Source organism: Microbispora sp. CL1-1 (assembly GCF_012034195.1).
Classification (GTDB): domain Bacteria; phylum Actinomycetota; class Actinomycetes; order Streptosporangiales; family Streptosporangiaceae; genus Microbispora.
Genome location: NZ_JAATEK010000022.1, coordinates 50,018 through 68,849 on the forward strand (window position 1 = coordinate 50,018; position 18,832 = coordinate 68,849).

The window sequence follows — 18,832 nt, forward strand, 5'->3', positions numbered from 1 at the left end:
GTGGTGGCCGGCCGGGAAGTCCGCACGCCGTCGGCGCAAGAACCGCATATATCCGAACATTTCGATATTCAGACTTGTTACTTCGTAGTAGGCACGTACGGCGTCCGCCATGAGGCCAAAATGCATGCATCACGGATGCGGAGGACATGGTGGCGGGCAGGATCACCCCGGCGGCGGGCCGGTATGGCGGAAGGTCGGCGGCCGAACGGCAGGCCGAACGCCGCGGGCGTTTCTTGAAAGCGGGCCTGGACCTGTTCGGCGCCGGCCCCGGCTACCGCGCCACGAGGATCGCCGACGTGTGCCGCGCCGCGGGCCTGTCCAGCCGCCAGTTCTACGAGGAGTTCCGCAGCCTGGAGGACCTGCTGGCCGAGCTGCACCTGTACATCAACGACGTCGCGCAGCGGGCCGTCCTCGACGCCCTCCCCCAGGTGCGCCACCTGGAGCCCATCGACCGCTGCACCCGGCTGTTCCGCGCGTACGCCACGGGGGCCACCGCCGACCCCCGCCACACCCGCATCGCCTTCGTGGAGGTCATCGGGGTCAGCCCCCGGCTCGACCGCCAGCGCCTGGACCGCCGCGCCCGCTGGATCGACTTCATGTGCGAGCAGCTCGACGACGCCGCCGCCCGCGGCGAGATTCCCCCGCGCGACTTCCGCGTCACTGCCGCCGCGTTCGTCGGGGCGGTCAACGGGCTCATGCACGACTGGGCCGTCGGCTGGGTCGACGCCACCCGCGACCAGATCGTGGACGAGCTCCTGCTCATGCTCCTGGGCCGCCTCCAAGCCCCCGACGAGCACATCTGAAAAGGGCCGGCCTCGGGATAAACGGTGGCGGCCACTCCCCCGTGGCGTGAGATCCTGCATCACCCACCGCACCCCCCGGACGACCACGCGGACGACCACGCGGCGGGAGGCTGAGGAGAGACCGGCATGAGCGACAGGACCGCGCTCGGCGACCGCATGAAGGCGTACGAGCGGGCCACCAGGAGTGTGCTGCCGCGCCGGGCGTACACGATCCTGCGGGTGGACGGGCGGGCGTTCCACACCTTCCTCCGGGACGCCCGGCGGCCGTTCGACCCCGCGGTCATGGACGCCATGAACGAGGTGGGCAGGGCGCTGTGCGAGGAGATCACCGGCAGTGTGTTCGCCTACGTGCAGTCCGACGAGTGCAGCGTCCTCGCGACCCCGGACGGGAAAGGCGGAGACCGTCCTCGCCGAGCGGTCGTGGTGGGAGGCGCGGGCGGCGCCCCACTTCACCGCGGACCCCGCCGGATGGCTCGCCGCCGTCATCCCCGTCATGCCGTCGCCGACCGCGGGAAGGACCTCATGACCGCGGGGAGGCGCTCATGAGCGCCGGAAGGACCTCATGACGCGGCGTCTCGTCCGCCGGCGCGCGGCGGCGCCGTGCTCTCGCGGACGACCAGCCGGGTGGGGACCAGCTCGGTGCCGGGCCGGGACGTGCCGCCCTCGCGGATCTGCCGCAGGACCCCCTGGACGCACCGCCGCCCCACCTCGGCGAAGTCCTGGTGGACGGTCGTCAGCGGAGGCACGAAGCAGGAGGCGTCGGGGATGTCGTCGAAGCCGACCACGCTGACGTCGGCGGGCACCGCCAGCCCCCGCTCGTGGAAGGCGCGCAGCAGGCCGAGGGCCATCTGGTCGTTGGAGGCGAACACCGCCGTGCAGCTCGGCTCGGCGGCCAGCTCCAGCCCGGCCTCGTAGCCCGACTCCGCCGACCAGTCGCCGTGCAGCGGCGGGGGCACGGGCCGCCCGGCCTCCCGCAGGGCCACGCGCCAGGCCTGCTCGCGGCGCTGGCTGGCGAAGGACGTCTGGGGGCCGGTGACGTGCCAGACCGTCTCATGCCCCAGGTCGAGGAGGTGGCGTACGGCGAGCCGGGCGCCTTCCGCCTGGTCGGTGTCGACGACGCTGTAGCGGTCTCCGGCGTCGGAGTCCACGACGACGACGTGGACTCCGGGAGGAAGCGTCACCGTGCCGGCGTCGAGCAGGTGGATCTCGATGATGACGATGACGGCGTCGACCGCCAGCTCGCCCATCCTGGTGAACGCGCCCAGCACGTTGTCCTGGGTGGGGATGCCGATGGGGATCAGCGTGATCGCGTAGCCCTCGGCCGCGGCGTGGGTGGCGATGGCCTCCACGGTGCGGCTGTTGCCGGTCGAGGCCAGCCCGAAAAGGATCACGCCGATCGTGTTGAACTGGCCGTAGCGCAGCGCCCGGGCGGCGCTGTTGGGGCGGTATCCCAGCTCCCGCATCGCCGCGAGCACCTGTTCGCGGGTCGCGCCGACGACGCCGGGGTGGCCGTTGGCGACCCGCGAGACCGTCTGGGACGAGACGCCCGCGAGCTTGGCCACGTCGGCCATGGAGACCCGCTGCTTGCGGCGCCCGCCCGGGATGCCCGAGCCGCCCCGCTGTGCGCCGCCGACCGCCGCCGGCGCCTGCCGGGCCGGGCCGTCCGGATTCATTCCTGTGTCGCTCCCGCCTGCTCGCCCTCGTCGCCGGAGATCGTACGCCGTGATCCACCGGGGTGTGACCTGGGGAGCCTCTTGACCTCTCGTGGGACGAGTGCCACCATACCGCAGCAGAAGTTTACGTAAACATAACCTCGGCGACTCAGGAAATCACCCTCTGTCACAACTGGGCGGGACTCGTTCGACCATGATGTTTACGTAAACATGCTCGCGATGTTCACGTAAACAGGAGAGTCACGGCCGGTAACCACGCCGCGGAGAGGAGCGAGCCGGTGGTCTCGGAAGGGTATTCGAACGTCCGGGGAGGGTTGGCCGGCAGAGGCCGATCATGGATCGGCTGGCAGTTCGTCGGGCCGTTCATGGCGGTCTTCGCGCTGGTGTTCCTGGCTCCGATCGCCTACTCGATCTACCTGAGCCTGTTCCGCACCCGGCTGATCGGCGGGACGTCCTTCGTCGGGGCCGACAACTACCTCGACGTCCTGCAGGACCCGCAGTTCTGGTCGGCGTTCGGGCGCGTCGCGCTCTTCCTGGTCGTCCAGGTGCCGATCATGCTGTTCCTCGCGCTGCTGGTCGCGCTCGCGATCGACAGCGGCAGGCTGTACGGCACGGCGTTCTTCCGGATCTCGGTGTTCCTGCCGTACGCGGTGCCCGCGGTCGTCGCCACGCTGATGTGGGGCTTCATGTACGGCGCCAGGTTCGGCCTGATCGGCAACATCAACGAGGCGTTCGGGCTCTCACTGCCCGACCCGCTGTCGCCCGACCTGGTCCTGGCGTCCATCGGCAACATCGTGACCTGGGAGTTCGTGGGTTACAACATGCTGATCCTCTATTCGGCGCTCAAGGTGGTGAACCCCTCGCTGTACGAGGCCGCCGCGCTCGACGGGGCGGGCCAGCTCCGGATCATCTGGGCGATCAAGCTGCCCGCGCTGCGCGGCGCGCTGGTGATCGCCACGATCTTCTCGATCATCGGCAGCTTCCAGCTGTTCAACGAGCCGAGCATCCTCAAGACGATCGCGCCGAACTCGGTCACCACCTACTTCACGCCGAACTTCTACGCCTACTCGCTGTCCTTCGCGGGCCAGCAGTTCAACTACTCGGCGACGGTCGCCATCGTCATGGGGATCATCACGATGATCGTCGCCTACATCGTCCAGCTGCGCGGCATGCGGAAGGCGGTCTGAGCCATGGCGACCTCCACTCCCAGGGCAGGCCGGGCGTCCCGGCCGGCGGCGGCCACGGGCCGCGGCCCTCTGGTCATCCGGCGGCGCCGATCCTCGCAGGGCCGCCGCAGCGCGACGCTGACCGTGCTGACCGCGCTCATGCTCGTCTACACGCTGCTCCCCCTGGCGTGGCTGGTGATCAACGCCACCAAGACCCAGGAAAAGCTGCTGGGCTCCTTCGGCCTGTGGTTCAGCGGCGACTTCGCCCTGTTCGACAACATCCGCACGACCTTCACGTACAACGACGGGATCTTCGTCCGCTGGCTGCTCAACACCCTGCTGTACGTGGTCGCCGGGGCGGGCGGCGCGACCCTGCTGGCGACGCTTGCGGGCTACGGGCTGGCGAAGTTCGACTTCCCCGGCAAGAAGGCGGTGTTCGCCGTGGTCATCGGGGCGGTGGCGGTGCCCGGCACCGCGCTCGCCGTGCCCACGTTCCTGATGTTCGCGAAGATGGGCCTGACCGACACCCCGTGGTCGATCATCATCCCGTCGCTGGTCTCGCCGTTCGGCCTCTATCTGATGTGGACCTTCGCCAACGACGCCGTACCCAAGGAGATCCTGGAGTCGGCGCGGGTGGACGGCTCGGGCGAGTTCCGCACCTTCTTCCGCATCAGCCTGCCGCTGCTGGCGCCCGGCCTGGTCACGGTCCTGCTGTTCAACGTGGTCGCGACCTGGAACAACTACTTCCTGCCACTGATCATGCTGAAGAACCCCGACTGGTATCCGCTCACGGTCGGCCTGAAGGAATGGAACCAGCAGGCCCTCACGGCGGGCGGCGAGGCCGTCTTCAACCTCGTGATCACCGGTTCGCTGATCACCATCATCCCGCTGATCGCGGCGTTCCTGCTGCTGCAGCGCTACTGGCAGTCGGGCCTGGCCGCCGGAAGCGTCAAGGAATGACGGGCGGCGCACGGCACCGCCCCTTCGACGTCTGTCTCCTCGGATAACCCAGAAAGGCACATCCCATGGCGATGAACCGCCGTCACGCCCTGCTGCTGGGCGCGGCCCTGACCGTGTCGCTCACCGCCGCCGCCTGCGGCTCCGGCGACGACGGCTCCTCCTCGGGCGCCGGCGCGGCCGCCCCCGCGGCGTCCGCGGCCGTCTCCGACGCCGACATCCAGAAGGCCCTCGACACCGGCGGCTCCATCACCGTCTGGGCGTGGGAGCCGACGCTCAAGCAGGTCGTCGCGGACTTCCAGGCCAAGTATCCGAAGGTCAAGGTCAACCTCGTCAACGCGGGCACCGGCAACGACCAGTACACCGCCCTCCAGAACGCGATCAAGGCCGGCTCGGGAGTCCCGGACGTCGCCCAGGTGGAGTACTACGCCCTGCCGCAGTTCGCCCTCGCCAAGTCGGTCACCGACCTCGCCACCCTGGGCGCGGGCAAGCTCGACGGCACCTTCACCCCCGGCCCGTGGAGCTCCGTCCACGTCGGCAACGGCATCTACGGCCTGCCCATGGACTCCGGCCCGATGGCGCTGTTCTACAACAAGGACGTCTTCGACAAGTACGACCTCAAGGTGCCCACCACCTGGGACGAGTACCTGGCGGACGCCGAGAAGCTGCACCAGGCCAACCCGAAGGCGTACATCACCAACGACACCGGTGACGCGGGCTTCACCACCAGCATGATCTGGCAGGCGGGCGGCAAGCCGTACACGGTCGACGGCACCACGGTCGGGATCGACTTCGCCGAGCCGGGCACGCAGAAGTTCACCGGCCTCTGGCAGAAGCTGATCGACGGCAAGCTGGTCGCGCCGACCAGCAGCTGGAGCGACGCCTGGTATCAGGGCCTGGGCGACGGCACCATCGCCACCCTGGTCATCGGCGCCTGGATGCCCGCCAACCTCGAGTCCGGCGTCAAGGCCGGGGCAGGCAAGTGGCGGGTCGCGCCCATGCCGCAGTGGGAGGCCGGTGGCAGGGCCACCTCCGAGAACGGCGGCAGCTCGCTCGCGATCCCCGAGGCCAGCGCCAACAAGAACCTCGCCTACGCCTTCCTCAAGTACGCGAACGTCGACGAAGGGGTGCAGACCCGGGTGGACGGCGGCGCCTTCCCCGCCACCACCGCCCAGCTCCAGGACCAGAAGTTCCAGGACAAGGAGTTCCCCTACTTCGGCGGCCAGAAGGTCAACCAGGTGCTCGCCGAGTCGGCCTCCCAGGTCGTGAGCGGCTGGTCCTACCTGCCGTTCCAGGTCTACGCCAACAGCATCTTCAACGACACGGTCGGCAAGGCGTACACCTCCTCCACCCCGCTGCAGGACGGCCTGAAGGCCTGGCAGGACGCCTCGCTGAAGTACGGCGAGGAGCAGGGCTTCACCATCAAGTAGCGGTCGCCGAGGTCACCGGCCCGTCGCCGCCGCCGTTCCGCGGGGGAGCACAGCGACAGCGACGGGCCGGGGCGAGCTTCAAGGCGGTGCCCTCACGGCGGTGCCCCCAACGTCATGGCCCCGGAGGCATGGCCCCGCAGCCATGGGCCCGGAGTCATGAGCCCGGAGTCATGGGCCCGGAGTCATGGCCCGAGGCCGCTCCCGGCCGACGCGTCCCTCGCACCGCCCACCGCCCACGCCCACCGCCCGCGCCCACCCTCGCAACCTCACAACGCGCCATCGCGACCGAAGCGTCGCGACCGCAAGGCCGCAACCGCAAGGGCGCAACCTCAAGGGCCAGTCGCACGCCACCACCACACGACCGCATCACCGCATATGTACTTCCGCGGCGCCGCCGACCGGCGGCGCCGTCCCGGCGACCGGCAGCCGATCCCCGGGCCACCGGTCCTCCCCCCGCGAAAGGAAGCACCATGCACGCCCACCCCCGCAACAACCTCGGAACGCGCTCCCATCGCCGTCCGCTCCCCTGCGCGCTCACAGCACTGGCCGTCGTCTCCGCGGGCGTACTCGCCGATGCGACGCCGGCCCGGTCCGGCATGCGCCTGGACACCGGCCAGGCCCGCACCTCCGACGGCACCCCGGCCGTCCTGTGGGCCCGCGACGGCGGCGCCGACCGGCAATGGAAGACCACGTAACCATCATTCGAAGGAGTCGCTGTGAACGCTGACCGACACCGTTGGGTGCGGTGGCCGTCCGACCCCGGACGGGCCCGCCTGGGGTTCGGGGCCGACTACAACCCCGAGCAGTGGCCCCGGGAGGTCTGGGACGAGGACATGCGCGCGATGCGGGCGGCCGGGGTGAACATCGTCTCCTTGGCGATCTTCTCGTGGGCGCGGATCCAGCCGGGCGAGGACGTCTGGGACTTCGCCTGGCTCGACGACGCGATGGACCTGCTGCACGCCCACGGCATCGCCGTCGACCTGGCCACCGCGACGGCCTCGCCGCCGCCGTGGCTGACGGCCAAGCATCCGGAGATCCTCCCCGTGGACCGGCACGGCCGCACGCTGTGGCCGGGTGCGCGGCAGCACTGGCGGCCGACCTCCCCCGTCTTCCGGGAGCACGCGCTGCGGCTGACCCGGGCCCTTGCGGAGCGCTACGCCGGTCACCCCACCCTCGCCGCCTGGCACGTCTCCAACGAGCTCGGCTGCCACAACGTCTACGACTTCTCCGACGACGCCGCGGCCGCCTTCCGCGCGTGGCTGCGGGCCCGGTACGGCACGCTCGACGAGCTGAACCGCGCCTGGGCGACCTCGTTCTGGTCCCAGCGCTACAGCGACTGGTCGCAGATCCTGCCGCCGCGCCTGGCCGCCTCCTACCCCAACCCCACCCAGCAGCTCGACTTCGCGCGGTTCTCCTCCGACGCGCTGAAAGACCACCTGCGCGCGGAGCGGGACATCCTGCGCGAGCTGACCCCGGACGTCCCCGTGACCACGAACTTCATGGTCATGGGCGAGACCAAGGGCATGGACTACGCCGACTGGGCCCGGGAGGTCGACTTCGTCTCCAACGACCACTACGTGCTGACCGGCCCCCAGGCTCAGGACGAGCTGTCCTTCTCGGCCAACCTCACCGGCTCGCTCGCCGGCGGCCGGCCGTGGTTCCTGATGGAGCACTCCACCAGCGCGGTCAACTGGCAGCCGGTCAACCTGGCGAAGCGGCCCGGCGGCATGGCCCGCGACTCGCTCACCCACGTCGGCTACGGCGCCGACGCGGTCTGCTTCTTCCAGTGGCGGCAGTCGGCGGGCGGGGCCGAGAAGTACCACTCGGCGATGGTGCCCCACGCCGGCACCGACAGCGAGGTGTTCCGTTCGGTCGCCGACCTGGGCGCCACGCTGGCCGCCCTCGCGCCGGTCGCGGGCACCCGGCGGCGGCGCGCCCCCGTGGCGATCGCGTTCGACTGGGACTCGTGGTGGGCCAGCGAGCTGGACTCCCACCCCACCTCGCTGCTGCGCTACCGCCAGGAGGCCCTCGACTGGTACACCGCGTTCCTCGACGCGGGCGTCCGCGCGGACGTGGTCGGCGTGGACGACGACCTCAGCGGCTATCGGCTGCTCGTGGCCCCGATCCTGCACGTCGTGCCCGCCGCCCTGGCCCGGCGGCTGGAGGGCTACGTCGCCTCCGGCGGCCACCTCGTCACCACGTACTTCTCCGGCATCGTCGACGAGAACGACCACGTGTGGCTCGGCGGCTACCCCGGCGCCCTGCGCGACCTGCTCGGCATCAGGATCGAGGAGTTCGGCCCCCTGCTGGACGGCGAGTCCGTCGAGCTCGACCTCGGCGTGTCCGGCACGCTGTGGACCGACCGGATCGACATCATCGACCCGGCCGCCGAGGTCGTGGCGACGTACAAGACCGGCGACCACGCGGGCCGCCCCGCCGTCACGACGCGCCGTACGGGAGCGGGCTCGGCGTCGTACGTCTCCACCCGCCTGGGCCCGGAGGGCCTGGGGGTCGTCCTTCCTCACCTGCTGGACGTCGCGGGGGTCTCCTCGGAGCTGCCGCCCGAGGCCCGCGGGCTCGTGGACGTCGCCGTCCGCACCGACGGGACGGACGACTACTGGTTCGTGATCAACCGCACCGACCGGCACGTCGACGTGTCCGCGATCCCCGGCGACCCCCTCCGCGGCCCGGCCCTGGCTCAGGACGCGACCCTGGCTCCCCGGCAGGTCCGCATCCTGCGGCGGCCCCGCGCGTAGCCACCGGCCTCCCCCGGCGAGGCGGCTCGCCGGGGGCGCGATCAGCGGGGCGCGATCAGCAGGGCACGATCAGTGGGGGGCGATCAGCAGGGCACGATCAGTGGGGGGCGATCAGCAGGGGGCGATCAGCGGGACGGGATCAGCGGGGCGCGTCGAGGACGACGACGTACACGCCGCGGGCCTCGGTCTCGTCGTGCAGCCGCCAGCCGGCCGTGACGTGACCCCGGGTTCTCCCGGCGTCCGCTTCGCCGGGCCGCATGACGCGGGTGAAGCGCAGGGTCAGCCGTCCGCCGCCGTCGCCGTCCACGACGATGTCGGTGGCGTGCGGCCCGTCGGCCACGCCGGTCAGCCGGACAGGGCCCGGCACCGGGGCTCCCGTGAGGCTCGCGACGACCGAGGGGTCGGGGGTGTCGCTCACGCTCTGGTGCTGCGGCTCGGCGTCGCCGTGGAGCAGGGCGTGGAGCTGCGCGACGAGGACCGGGTCGTGGGTGCCGTCGTAGACCCACCGCGGTCCCAGCACGCCGTGCTCCGCCGTACCGATGAGGGCGTGGGCGGTGTCCTCCAGCGGCGCCCCTCGATAGGTGAGCGGCACGTGATAGGAGACCGGCCGGTCGCCGGACACGTCGGTGACCACCATGAAGTCGATGCCGACCTCGCCCTTCGGGTCGTCGAGCCGGAAGCCGCCGCCCTTCAGCAGCTCCGGCCGCCCCTCGCCTTCGTACCAGGGCCGGGTGGGAAGCCAGGACGTGAGCAGCTCCAGCTTGGTGGGCGTCAAAGTGGTGCGATGGATGACTGCCATAGCGTGAAGCCCCTTCGTCGACGTCCTGTGTCTCGTGCTCCCCGGCGTCACGGCCGGGGCGGATCATCGTCTCACACGCCCCCTCGGCGGCTCTCCGTGTGCTTCCCCGACCAGTACGGACCCGCGCGGGGGCGGGGTCGGGTGACCCACGCCCCCAGGCGGCCTTGCATGGTGCTATCCGGCGAAGTCCGCGACGTGGTCGCGGACCCAGGTGGCGAAGGTGCGGGGAGCGCGGCCGGTGACCTGTTCGACGGTGCCGGTCAGGTGTACGGGCCTGCCGTCTTTGGCCTGCCAGTAGTCCAGCAGGGCGTCCGCGTAGGGAGCGGGGATGTAGTCGGCCATCTCCCGCTTCCAGTCCTCCCGGGTGACGTGGCGGACGGCGATCGGCCGGCCGGTGATCTCGGCGAGCCGCTCGATCTGTTCGGTGAACGTGAGGCTCTCCGGTCCGGTCAGATGGAGGCGCCGGCCCTGGTGGCGTGGGTCGGTGAGCACGGTGAAGGCCACTTCGGCGAGGTCGCGTTCGTGGATGGGGTCGGTGTGTGAGCCCGGATAGGGCAGGCTTACCGGGCGTCCGGCCCTGATGGGCCAGGCCCAGGCGCCCGCGTTGCCGGCGAAGGAGCCGGGGCGCAGGATCGTGGTGGTGAGCGGTGCGGCGAGCAGCGCGGTCTCGACGTCGAGATGCGACCTGGCCAGCGGATCGCGGGCCGCGCCGGGCTCCAGGACGCCGGCGGACGACAGCAGGACGACGTGCTCGACCCCCGCGGTGACGGCGGCGTCGGCGAACTCGGCGATGTGCGAAGGCTCCGCGTACAGGAAGACCTCGGTGACACCGTCGAGTGCGGCCGAAAAGGTGGCGGGATCCCGCAGATTGCAGGTGACGGCCGTGACGCCGTCGGGGACCCGCAGCCGTCCGGGGTCGCTGGAGGCCACGCGCACGGGGCGACCGGCCTCGACCAGCAGGGTCAGCAGGTGGGTGGCGACCGCGCCGCGGCCTCCGGTGACGAGAATCATGGAAACACTCCGGTGATCGGTACGGATTCGACTGCGGCCGCCTTCCGGCAACGTGGAAGGCTCTGTGGGCCTGCGGTCATGCCGGTTGCCGCCACCGGGGGCGGGATGACCCTCGGCCTCGCCGCGAGCATCGACCGGACCGATGTCCAGGCGTCCGCCGAGGATCACGAGGTCCGATGCGCGTGGGGACAAGGATGCGGGCATGGCAGGGCACACTCTCCGCTGAGAGATCCAGACAGCCTGTGCTGAGGCTGTCGTGCCGGCCGGATGTCCCGGCACGCTCGTGAACGAGCGCCGCACCTTACGATCAGGAAATTAGCACGAACCGCCGGACGCTCAGTCCGCGCGTTCGCTGATGGTGACGTCTCCGGCGGCCCAGTGGGTGGCCGGGACCTCGCGCCGCCCGGGATGCTCGCCTCGACACGACGAACGAACGCACGCGGACGCAGTCCGTGGGTTTCCAGCACGCCACCGAACGGCTGCGCATGGCTCAGCCGCCGTTGAGCCGGCAGATCGCGGAGCTGGAACGGCATCTCGGGGTCCGGCTGTTCGAGCGACGCCCGACCCGGCTGTTCACCCTGGTCCGCGAGTCGGCCGGCACCCGGGTGGGGCCGGCCGACTCGCTCTGCCGCTCCTGGATCGGCTGCCCGCTGTCGACGTGCGGATCGTCTGGCGGACCTCCGACGTGCCACTGCCCGCCCAGACCCTTCTCCACGCCGCGTACGAGCCGGCCGGAGGCCGGAGCTGGGGGAACCGGCCGGCGACGAGCTCAGTCGCCGTCGCGGACCTTGTCGTACAGCAGGCACAGCGCCCCGCTCGCGGCCTGCGTGGCGGAGACGAGCCGCCAGCCGGTGGCGGGAAGGCCGTCGGCGAACAGGCGGGGCCCGTCGCCGACCAGCTCGGGCGCGAGCGTGATGCTCAGCCGGTCGAGCTCTCCGGCCCGCAGCAGGGCCTGGATGACGCTGGTGCTGGCCGGCACGACGATGTCGCCGCCGTCCTGCTGCCGCAGCTCCTTCACGACCTCGGCGGGGCCGGCGGCGGCGATGCGGGAGTTCTGCCATGGCGCCTCGGTGAGCGTGGTGGAGAAGACGATCTTCTCGACGGTGTTCAGCCACCGGGAGAAGGCCCGGTCGCGGGGGTCGGCCGACTCGTCGTCGGCCACGGCGGGCCAGAAGCCGCCGAAGCCCTGGTAGTTCCTGCGGCCCAGCAGCGCGGTGGTGGCCCCGGAGGTCACCTTCACCATGTGGTCGCGGGCCGCGTCGCTGACGGCGTGGGGGACGATCCAGCCCATGTCGTACTCGCCGCCGGGGCCGTGGATCCGGCCGTCGAGCGAGAGGGTGATGTTGCCGATTACGGTGCGGTTCGCTGTCATGAGGCGAGTCTCGCCGGGGCGGCAGTGGCTAACATCGGCCAGATGGCCGATATGCCCGACGCGAACCTGGCCGACGACGGCGCTCCGCCGCCGGAGCTGACCTCGTTCGTCGGCCGCCGGGCCGAGCTGCACGTGATCGGGAAGGCCCTGGGCGAGTCGCGGCTGGTCACCCTGACCGGCGCGGGCGGCTGCGGCAAGACCCGGCTGGCGGCCCGGCTCGCCGCGCGGCCGGCGCGCCCGCCGCGCGACGGCGTGTGGTGGGCGGACCTCGCGCAGGAGACCGACCCGGCGGCGGTGCCGCGCCTCGTCGCGACGGTCCTGCGGGTGCTCCTGGCCGGCGACTCGGACGAGACCGCCGCGCTGTCCAGGCAGCTGCGCGAGCGCGAGCTGCTCCTGGTGCTGGACAACTGCGAGCACCTGCTGGACGGCGTCGCCGGGGTGGTGGCGGGCCTGCTGCGCCACTGCCCGCACGTCACCGTCCTGGCGACCAGCCGGGAGCCGCTCGGCCTGCCCGGCGAGCTGGTCTGGCGGGTCCCGCCCCTGGACGCCAACGACGCGGTCGCCCTCTTCCTCGACCGGGGCCACGACGTGCCGCGCACCGAGGAGGCCCTGACCGCGGTGCGCGACATCTGCGCCCGCCTGGACGGCATCCCTCTCGCGGTGGAGCTGGCCGCCGCCTGGACCGGCACGCTGACGCCACAGGAGATCCACGCCGAGCTGGACGACCGGTTCGCGATCCTGGTCACCGGCCACCAGGGGGCGCCGCTGCGGCACCGTACGCTGGCGGCGTCCATGGCCTGGAGCCACGACCTGCTTGAGGAGCGCGACCAGGTGCTGTTTCGCCGGCTGGGCGTGTTCGAGCCGGGCTTCACCCTCGCCGCCGCCGAGGGCGTGCTGGACGGCCATGGCCGGGTGGAGTTGCTCACGGGCCTGCGCCGGCTGATCGGCAAATCGCTGCTGCTGGCCGAGACCCGCATGGGCGTCACCCGCTATCGGATGCTGTCCTCGGTCAGGCGGTACGCGTGGGAGCGGCTCGCCGAGGCGGGCGAGCTCGACGCCGTACGCGACCGGCACCTGACCGTCTGCCTGGCCCTGGTGCGGGAGGCCGCCCCGTTGCTGGACGGCGACAAGGACACCTGGCGCGCCAGGATGCGCGAGGAGTATCCCAACCTGCGCGCGGCGATCGAATGGGGTCTGTCCGGCGACCGTACGGACCGGGCTCGCCACCTGGCGGCCGAGCTGGCCTGGCTGTGGCACCTGGAAGGCCGGCTCGTGGAGGGCCTGGGGCTGCTCCGGCTGGCGGCCGAGCGGGGCGCCGGCGAGCACAGCGCGCTGCAGGCCCGCGTGCTCACCGGCCTGGCGCTCGTCGCCGACACCACGCACCCGGCCGGGCTGGAGTTCGACGCGGCCGACGCCGCCCGGGCCATGGCGCTCGACCACGGCGACCCGCGGACCGCCTGCCTGGCGGGGTCGCTCAGCGCCATCGGCATGCTGCTCACCTCTCCGGACGAGGCGCGGCTGCGGGCCGCCGCCGTCCGCGAGGAGGCCGTCGCGGCCGGCGACGCCTTCGTGGCCGACGCCGCGCAGGTCCTCGTCGGCCTGGTCCACCACATGAGGGAGGAGCATCGCCAGGCGCTGGCGGCGATGGAGACGCCAGTCCGCGGCCTGCTGCGGCGCGGCGACCGTGGCGTGGCGGCGCTGGCGCTCGGCCTGATGGCCCTCGGCAGCGCCTTTCTCGGCGAGCTGCGCCGGGCCAGGACACTGGCGGAGCAGGCGGTCGAGGTCGCCGCCCCTCTCGCCGACTACCACCGTGCCGGTACGGCGCGCGCCGTCCTCGCCCGCGTGTGCCACCTGCAGGGCGACGACAAGGCCGCCGAGCTCGCCCTCGACCCGGTCATCCGGCTGGTGGACCAGGCGCCCTCGGCGCCTTTCGTGCCGGGGCTCGCGCTGACGATCGGGCGGCTCTGCCTGAGCAGGCGCGAACCGGTGCGGGCGGCCGAGTGGTTCAGGAGCGAGACGGCCTGGCGCGGCGGCGAACAGCCGGACGAGCTGCTGACCCCGGAGACCCGCATCGCTCTGGCGGCGGCGCTGCGGCAGGCCGGCGACCCGGAGGGCGCGGCCCGCGCCTGCGCGGCCGGTCTCGACGCCGCCGAGGCCCTGGGGATGCCGCGCCTGATCGCCGACGCCCTGGAGCAGCAGGCGTTCCTCGACGAGGCGCGCGCCGTCGCTCTGCATCTGGAGGCCCTGCGCCTACGCGCCGCCAACGGCCTCCGCCTGGCCTGCGTGGACAGCCTGGAGGCCCTGGCGGCGCTGACCGACGCCACCACCGGCGCCCGGATCATGGGCGCGTGCGATCGGGCCAGGGAGGAGCTCGGCTACCCCCGGCCGCACCGGCCGGGCGTCGCGTCCGATCCGGAAGGCCGCCGGATGGAGCTGGAGGAAGCCGTCGCCTTCATCCGCCGCGCGCACGGCGGACGCCGCCGTCCCGCCACCGGCTGGGCCGGCCTCACCCCCGCGGAGCAGGAGGTCGTACGGCTGGCCGTGGCGGGCCTGTCCAACCCCGAGATCGGCGGCCGGCTGTTCATGAGCCGCAGCACGGTCAAGACCCACCTGGCGCACGTGTACGCGAAGCTCGGCGTGGCCAACCGCACCGAGCTGGCGGCGCTGCACCGCGAACACGACCGCTGAGACACCGGACCACTGAGACACCGGCCGGCGCGGGCCCGGCGACGCAGAGACGCGGAGACCCGGAGACCCGGAGACGCGGAGACCCGGAGACGCGGAGACCCGGAGACGCGGCGACACGGAGGCGCGGGCCGGGCCGAGGCCGCCGCTCCCCCGTCACTCGCCGTGAGTGCCCGCTCTCCGTGGCACGACATCCGCGGCGGAGGTCTGGCACGCCGACGCACATCGTGTGCACCTCAGTGTCAATTTGTCTGACTTACAGACCCAATATCACTTATTTTCCCTTTATGTGGAGAACATGACTTAACTCCTTAGTGGGCGAAAAGATTTCGTTGACAGGGGGTCACTGTAAACGTTTAATGTGGGCGATCTTGCGGATTTTCGTACGGGAGATAACCCATGTTTAGGTTTCCCGGACTGCGGAGTTGGCGTGCGCTCACTGCCGTGGTCGTGGCGGGTGTACTGGTGGGAACCGGGGCACCCCCGGCCGCGATGGCGGCACAGGAGGAAGGTCGGACGGGATCCGACGCGGGCTCGCTCAACGGCTGGCAGCAGGCGCTGAAGCGCGCGGCCGAGGTCCGGGAACCGGTCGAGGTGACCGAGGCCCGGACCGAGTTCACCACCACGTATGCCAATCCGGACGGCGAGTCGTTCCGGCTGGAGCAGTCGACCACCCCCGTCCGGGTCAAGGGGCCGGACGGCGCGTGGGTGTCCCCCGACGCGACGCTCGCCCGGCGCGCCGACGGAAGCGTGGGGCCGGTCGCCGCCGCCGTGGGCATCTCCTTCTCCGGAGGCGGTGACGGCGGGAACCTCGTCACCATGAACCGGGACGGCCGCACCCTCGCGCTGGGCTGGCCGGGAACCCTGCCCGAGCCGGTGCTGGACGGCCCGAACGCCACCTACCCGAACGTGCTGCCGGACGTCGACCTCAGGATGACCGCGACGACCGAGGGCTTCCGCCAGGTCCTGATCGTCAAGACTCCGCAGGCCGCGGCCAATCCCGCGCTGGCGAAGATCCGGTATGCCGTGAAGTCGTCCGGGCTCAAGGTGGAGGAGACCGCGGACGGCGGCATGTCCGCGACCGACGGCAACGCCACCGAGGTCTTCACCTCGCCTCCCGCCGCGATGTGGGACTCCACAGGGAACCCCGCCGCCGGGCAGGTCGCGGCGGAGGACGCCCCCGCCGCCGCGTCCTCCCCAGTGCCGTCCGACTCGGCCCCGGCCGCAGCCTCCACTCCGGCCGCGAAGGGCGGCGCTCCTCAGGGCGCGCCCGCGGACGGCTCGCCGGAGCCGGCGACGCCGCAGCCCTCGGAAGGCGCTCCGGACGAGGGGCAGGCGGCCGACGGCCCCGCTCCCGGGGCGGGGCACGCCGAGCTGCCCATCCAGGTCGGCGCGGACTCGCTCACCCTCGTGCCCGACGCCGGTCTGCTGCGGCAGAAGGACGAGTCGGCCTACCCCGTCTACATCGACCCCACCGTGACCTGGGGAGAGACCGACCGGACGCTGCTGCGCTCGGACGGCTACAAGTCGTACAACTGGGGCAACGGCAGCAATAACCAGGGTGAGGGCGTCGGCCACTGCGGCACCTGGAACGGCTACTACTGCGGGCCCGGATACACCCAGCGGCTGTACTTCCAGTTCTCCCCCGCGAGTCTCAAGGGCAAGCAGGTGCTCAGCGCCGCGTTCCGCGTCACCGAGCCCTGGGCCTTCCAGTGCAGCCCCCGGTGGGTGGACCTCGTCCGTACGAACAACTTCACCTCCTCCACCACCTGGTCGGGCCGGCCCAAGGAGCTCGACTGGATGGTGGACCGCAACGTGTCGGCGGGCCGCGGCTCGGCCTGCGACCCCGACCAGCCGACCGCGCCGATCGAGTTCAAGGACAACCCGGACGAGACCAACGAGAACCTGACCCCGACCGTGAAGGACTTCGCGGCGGGCAAGTTCTCCAAGCTCACGCTGGAGCTGCGGGCACACGACGAGGGCGACACCTCCGCCTGGAAGCGGTTCAGGAACGACGCCGTGCTCGTCGTCGACTATGTCGGCATGCCGGGAGTGCCGACCGGCGTCGGCCTCGTCACCGGCTCGGGCACCGTCTGCGAGACGAAGGAGTCGGCGCCCGCGATCGTCTCCGACCCCACCCCGACCATGGCGAACACGCCGCAGACCCTCGCGGGCGGCGAGTCCGGCGCGATGCTGCGGGGCGCGTTCTACGTGCAGAAGAAGAACGCCGACGGCACGTGGACACAGGCGTTCTCCACCATCGAGCGGCCGACGAGCGGGCACGTCGGCGACAACGTGAAGGTGACCGCCGACGCCCCGACACTGTCGGAGGGCGTGCTCTACCGCTACGACTCGTGGACGCGGTCCTACTACAGCAACTACACCAAGTGGCTGGCCGGGACCAGCAGCTACCTGAGCGCCGGATGGTGCTACTTCAAGGTCGACCCGACCGCGCCCAAGGCGCCCGTGGTCGCGCTCGGCGCGCCCTATACGCCGTGCACGACCACGAGCTGCACGCCGGCCGGCGGACCCGGGCAGAGCACCACCGTCACCTTCGGCCCGGCGTCCGGCGACACCAACAACGTCGCCTACCAATACCGCGCGTCCACCAGCTCGGCCTGGTCGTCCGACATCACCGGGGCCACCGCCAAGGTGGTGATCACCCCACCGGCCGCCGGGACGTACAGCCTGTACGTGCGGGCCAAGGACAACGTCGGCAGATACGGCGCGACCACGGTCGTCGACTTCCTGGTCGCCGCGGGCGCGGGCCCGGTCGGCAGGTGGCACTTCGACGAGGACTCCGGCGTCGCCGTCGACAAGGGCAGCGGGCACCACGACGCCACGCTCTACGGCGGCGCCGTACGGGACGCCCGGGGACGCCGCGGCGAGGTCTGGTATGACGACGCCGGCAACGCACTGGCCACCCCCAAGGTCGACAAGGGGCTGGGCCTGAACGGCACGTCGGCGTACGCCGCGACGTCCGGGCCCGTGCTGGAGACCAGGTCGGCCTACACGGTCGCCGCCTGGGTGCGGCTCGACAAGGTGAGCGACGACGGCATCGTCCTGTCGCAGGACGGCTCGGGCTACAGCCCCTTCCTGCTCTTCCACGAGAAGGACTACGGCGCCTTCTGCTTCGGCGTGAAGGAGAAGGACGAGGCGACGGGTGGGGCCTACCCCTCGGTCTGTGGCAAGAACGGCACCTCCCGGGTGAACGTCTGGACCCACCTCGCCGGCACCTACGACCCGGCGACGCAGCAGCTGAGCTTCTACATCAACGGCGTGCCGCAGGGCAGCAAGACCGCGCCGGCCCTGTGGTCGGCCCCCGGACCGTTCGAGATCGGCCGCTACAAGTGGGCCAACATCTTCCAGCACTACTTCCCCGGTTCGATCGACGAGGTCGCCGCCTGGCAGCGCGTCCTGACCCCGGAGGAGGTGGCGGCGGAGGCGCGGTCGGAGTCGCCGGCGTCCGGCCGCAACGACGTGGAGCTGGTGGCCGACTGGGACCCGGCGGGCGCCGCCGGGACGCAGCTGCCCGACTCGCTGTCGGGGTACGGCCGGGCGCTGGCGCTGGCCGGCGGGGCGTCGCTGGACGGCGAGGGCCTGGTGCTCGACGGCGTGGACGACGCCGCCACCACCGCGGGCCCGGTCGTGGACGACACCGGGTCGTTCACGGTCACCGTGAAGGTCGAGCTCGACCGAGACAAGATCGTGTCGAAGCCGATCGGGACCATCGGCCAGGTGGCCGGGCAGCGCACCGCCGACGGATCGTCGTGGGGCCTGTGGTTCGAGCTGACCGGCAAGGAGACGCAGCTCGACGACGACGGCAACGAGGTCAGCGTGCCGGTCGGCTACTGGCGCTTCGGCCGGGTCAACAAGGACGGCACGAAGACCTGGGTGAGCTCCGACACCACGGCCAGCCTGGACAGCCCGGTGCGCCTGACCGGCGTGTACGACGCCCTGGCGGCGAACGGGCGCGTGGTGCGGCTCTACGTGGGCCACGAGCAGAACGACCTCGACATGGCCTACACCGCCGTGCCCGGGTCGGGCGACTTCGCCGCAGGCAAGGGCTTCAGCGCGACCTCCTGGGGTCACTTCCTCCCCGCGAGGATCACCGATCTGCGGCTGTGGGCGGGCGCCATGGCCGATTCCGACCAGTTGGACGCCGTCATCGGCGACTGAC

The 18,832-nt window shown here is 71.7% G+C and carries 13 protein-coding genes and 1 pseudogene; 10 read left to right on the forward strand and 4 right to left on the reverse strand.

Annotated elements, in window-relative coordinates:
* The first annotated feature begins 146 nt into the window (after positions 1-146).
* A complete protein-coding gene (locus HCK04_RS24150; protein WP_142649675.1) occupies positions 147-803 on the forward strand; it encodes a TetR/AcrR family transcriptional regulator in 657 nt (218 codons plus the stop codon).
* A 126-nt stretch (positions 804-929) separates the two neighbouring features.
* Entirely contained in the window at positions 930-1,349 is a 420-nt protein-coding gene (locus HCK04_RS24155) for a tRNA(His) guanylyltransferase Thg1 family protein (protein WP_142649676.1), read from the forward strand.
* Between the two features lie 14 nt (positions 1,350-1,363).
* On the opposite strand, the gene HCK04_RS24160 is transcribed toward HCK04_RS24155, so the two are convergent.
* Positions 1,364-2,476 carry a LacI family DNA-binding transcriptional regulator gene (locus HCK04_RS24160; RefSeq protein ID WP_205830648.1) on the reverse strand — a complete coding sequence of 371 codons (1,113 nt, stop codon included), beginning with the start codon at positions 2,474-2,476 and terminating at the stop codon, positions 1,364-1,366.
* A 278-nt stretch (positions 2,477-2,754) separates the two neighbouring features.
* On the opposite strand from HCK04_RS24160, the gene HCK04_RS24165 reads away from it, so the two are divergent.
* The 5 genes from HCK04_RS24165 (at position 2,755) to HCK04_RS24185 (ending at position 8,785) form a co-directional block, all read left to right on the forward strand.
* Positions 2,755-3,663: a sugar ABC transporter permease gene (locus HCK04_RS24165; RefSeq protein ID WP_260617389.1), complete on the forward strand. Its 909-nt coding sequence runs from the start codon at positions 2,755-2,757 to the stop codon at positions 3,661-3,663.
* Between the two features lie 3 nt (positions 3,664-3,666).
* Positions 3,667-4,602, forward strand: coding sequence for a carbohydrate ABC transporter permease (locus HCK04_RS24170; RefSeq protein ID WP_142649677.1), 936 nt, complete (start codon positions 3,667-3,669; stop codon positions 4,600-4,602).
* 71 nt (positions 4,603-4,673) lie between these two features.
* Positions 4,674-6,029 carry a sugar ABC transporter substrate-binding protein gene (locus HCK04_RS24175; protein ID WP_240971759.1) on the forward strand — a complete coding sequence of 452 codons (1,356 nt, stop codon included), beginning with the start codon at positions 4,674-4,676 and terminating at the stop codon, positions 6,027-6,029.
* 470 nt (positions 6,030-6,499) lie between these two features.
* Entirely contained in the window at positions 6,500-6,724 is a 225-nt protein-coding gene (locus tag HCK04_RS24180) for an RICIN domain-containing protein (RefSeq protein ID WP_142649679.1), read from the forward strand.
* Between the two features lie 21 nt (positions 6,725-6,745).
* Complete coding sequence (locus HCK04_RS24185) at positions 6,746-8,785, forward strand: beta-galactosidase (RefSeq protein WP_142649680.1); 2,040 nt, start codon at positions 6,746-6,748, stop codon at positions 8,783-8,785.
* A 139-nt stretch (positions 8,786-8,924) separates the two neighbouring features.
* On the opposite strand, the gene HCK04_RS24190 is transcribed toward HCK04_RS24185, so the two are convergent.
* Entirely contained in the window at positions 8,925-9,584 is a 660-nt protein-coding gene (locus tag HCK04_RS24190; RefSeq protein ID WP_142649681.1) for a 1,4-alpha-glucan branching protein, read from the reverse strand.
* Positions 9,585-9,758: 174 nt separating this feature from the next.
* Positions 9,759-10,595 (reverse strand): NAD(P)H-binding protein, encoded by an 837-nt coding sequence (locus HCK04_RS24195; RefSeq protein ID WP_142649682.1) that lies wholly within the window; start codon positions 10,593-10,595, stop codon positions 9,759-9,761.
* Positions 10,596-11,047: 452 nt separating this feature from the next.
* Here HCK04_RS24195 and HCK04_RS24200 point away from each other — a divergent pair.
* Positions 11,048-11,152 (forward strand): annotated as a pseudogene (locus HCK04_RS24200) (LysR family transcriptional regulator); the annotation flags it as partial.
* 212 nt (positions 11,153-11,364) lie between these two features.
* Here HCK04_RS24200 and HCK04_RS24205 read toward each other — a convergent pair.
* Positions 11,365-11,967, reverse strand: a complete 603-nt coding sequence (locus tag HCK04_RS24205) for a dihydrofolate reductase family protein (protein ID WP_142649683.1) — start codon at positions 11,965-11,967, stop codon at positions 11,365-11,367.
* A 42-nt stretch (positions 11,968-12,009) separates the two neighbouring features.
* Here HCK04_RS24205 and HCK04_RS24210 point away from each other — a divergent pair, with 42 nt between their 5' ends.
* The gene (locus tag HCK04_RS24210) at positions 12,010-14,655 is read left to right on the forward strand and encodes a LuxR C-terminal-related transcriptional regulator (RefSeq protein WP_142649684.1); all 2,646 of its coding nucleotides are present in this window, start codon (positions 12,010-12,012) and stop codon (positions 14,653-14,655) included.
* Between the two features lie 462 nt (positions 14,656-15,117).
* Positions 15,118-18,831: a LamG-like jellyroll fold domain-containing protein gene (locus tag HCK04_RS44325; protein WP_205830649.1), complete on the forward strand. Its 3,714-nt coding sequence runs from the start codon at positions 15,118-15,120 to the stop codon at positions 18,829-18,831.
* Position 18,832: the final 1 nt, after the last annotated feature.

Coding starts and splice junctions, on each gene's coding strand:
- HCK04_RS24195 (WP_142649682.1), bottom strand. CDS start 10,595: ATGATTCTCGTCACCGGAGGCCGCGGCGCGGTCGCCACCCACCTGCTG.
- HCK04_RS24180 (WP_142649679.1), top strand. CDS start 6,500: ATGCACGCCCACCCCCGCAACAACCTCGGAACGCGCTCCCATCGCCGT.
- HCK04_RS24155 (WP_142649676.1), top strand. CDS start 930: ATGAGCGACAGGACCGCGCTCGGCGACCGCATGAAGGCGTACGAGCGG.
- HCK04_RS24170 (WP_142649677.1), top strand. CDS start 3,667: ATGGCGACCTCCACTCCCAGGGCAGGCCGGGCGTCCCGGCCGGCGGCG.
- HCK04_RS24190 (WP_142649681.1), bottom strand. CDS start 9,584: ATGGCAGTCATCCATCGCACCACTTTGACGCCCACCAAGCTGGAGCTG.
- HCK04_RS24205 (WP_142649683.1), bottom strand. CDS start 11,967: ATGACAGCGAACCGCACCGTAATCGGCAACATCACCCTCTCGCTCGAC.
- HCK04_RS24175 (WP_240971759.1), top strand. CDS start 4,674: ATGAACCGCCGTCACGCCCTGCTGCTGGGCGCGGCCCTGACCGTGTCG.
- HCK04_RS24160 (WP_205830648.1), bottom strand. CDS start 2,476: ATGAATCCGGACGGCCCGGCCCGGCAGGCGCCGGCGGCGGTCGGCGGC.
- HCK04_RS24210 (WP_142649684.1), top strand. CDS start 12,010: ATGGCCGATATGCCCGACGCGAACCTGGCCGACGACGGCGCTCCGCCG.
- HCK04_RS24150 (WP_142649675.1), top strand. CDS start 147: ATGGTGGCGGGCAGGATCACCCCGGCGGCGGGCCGGTATGGCGGAAGG.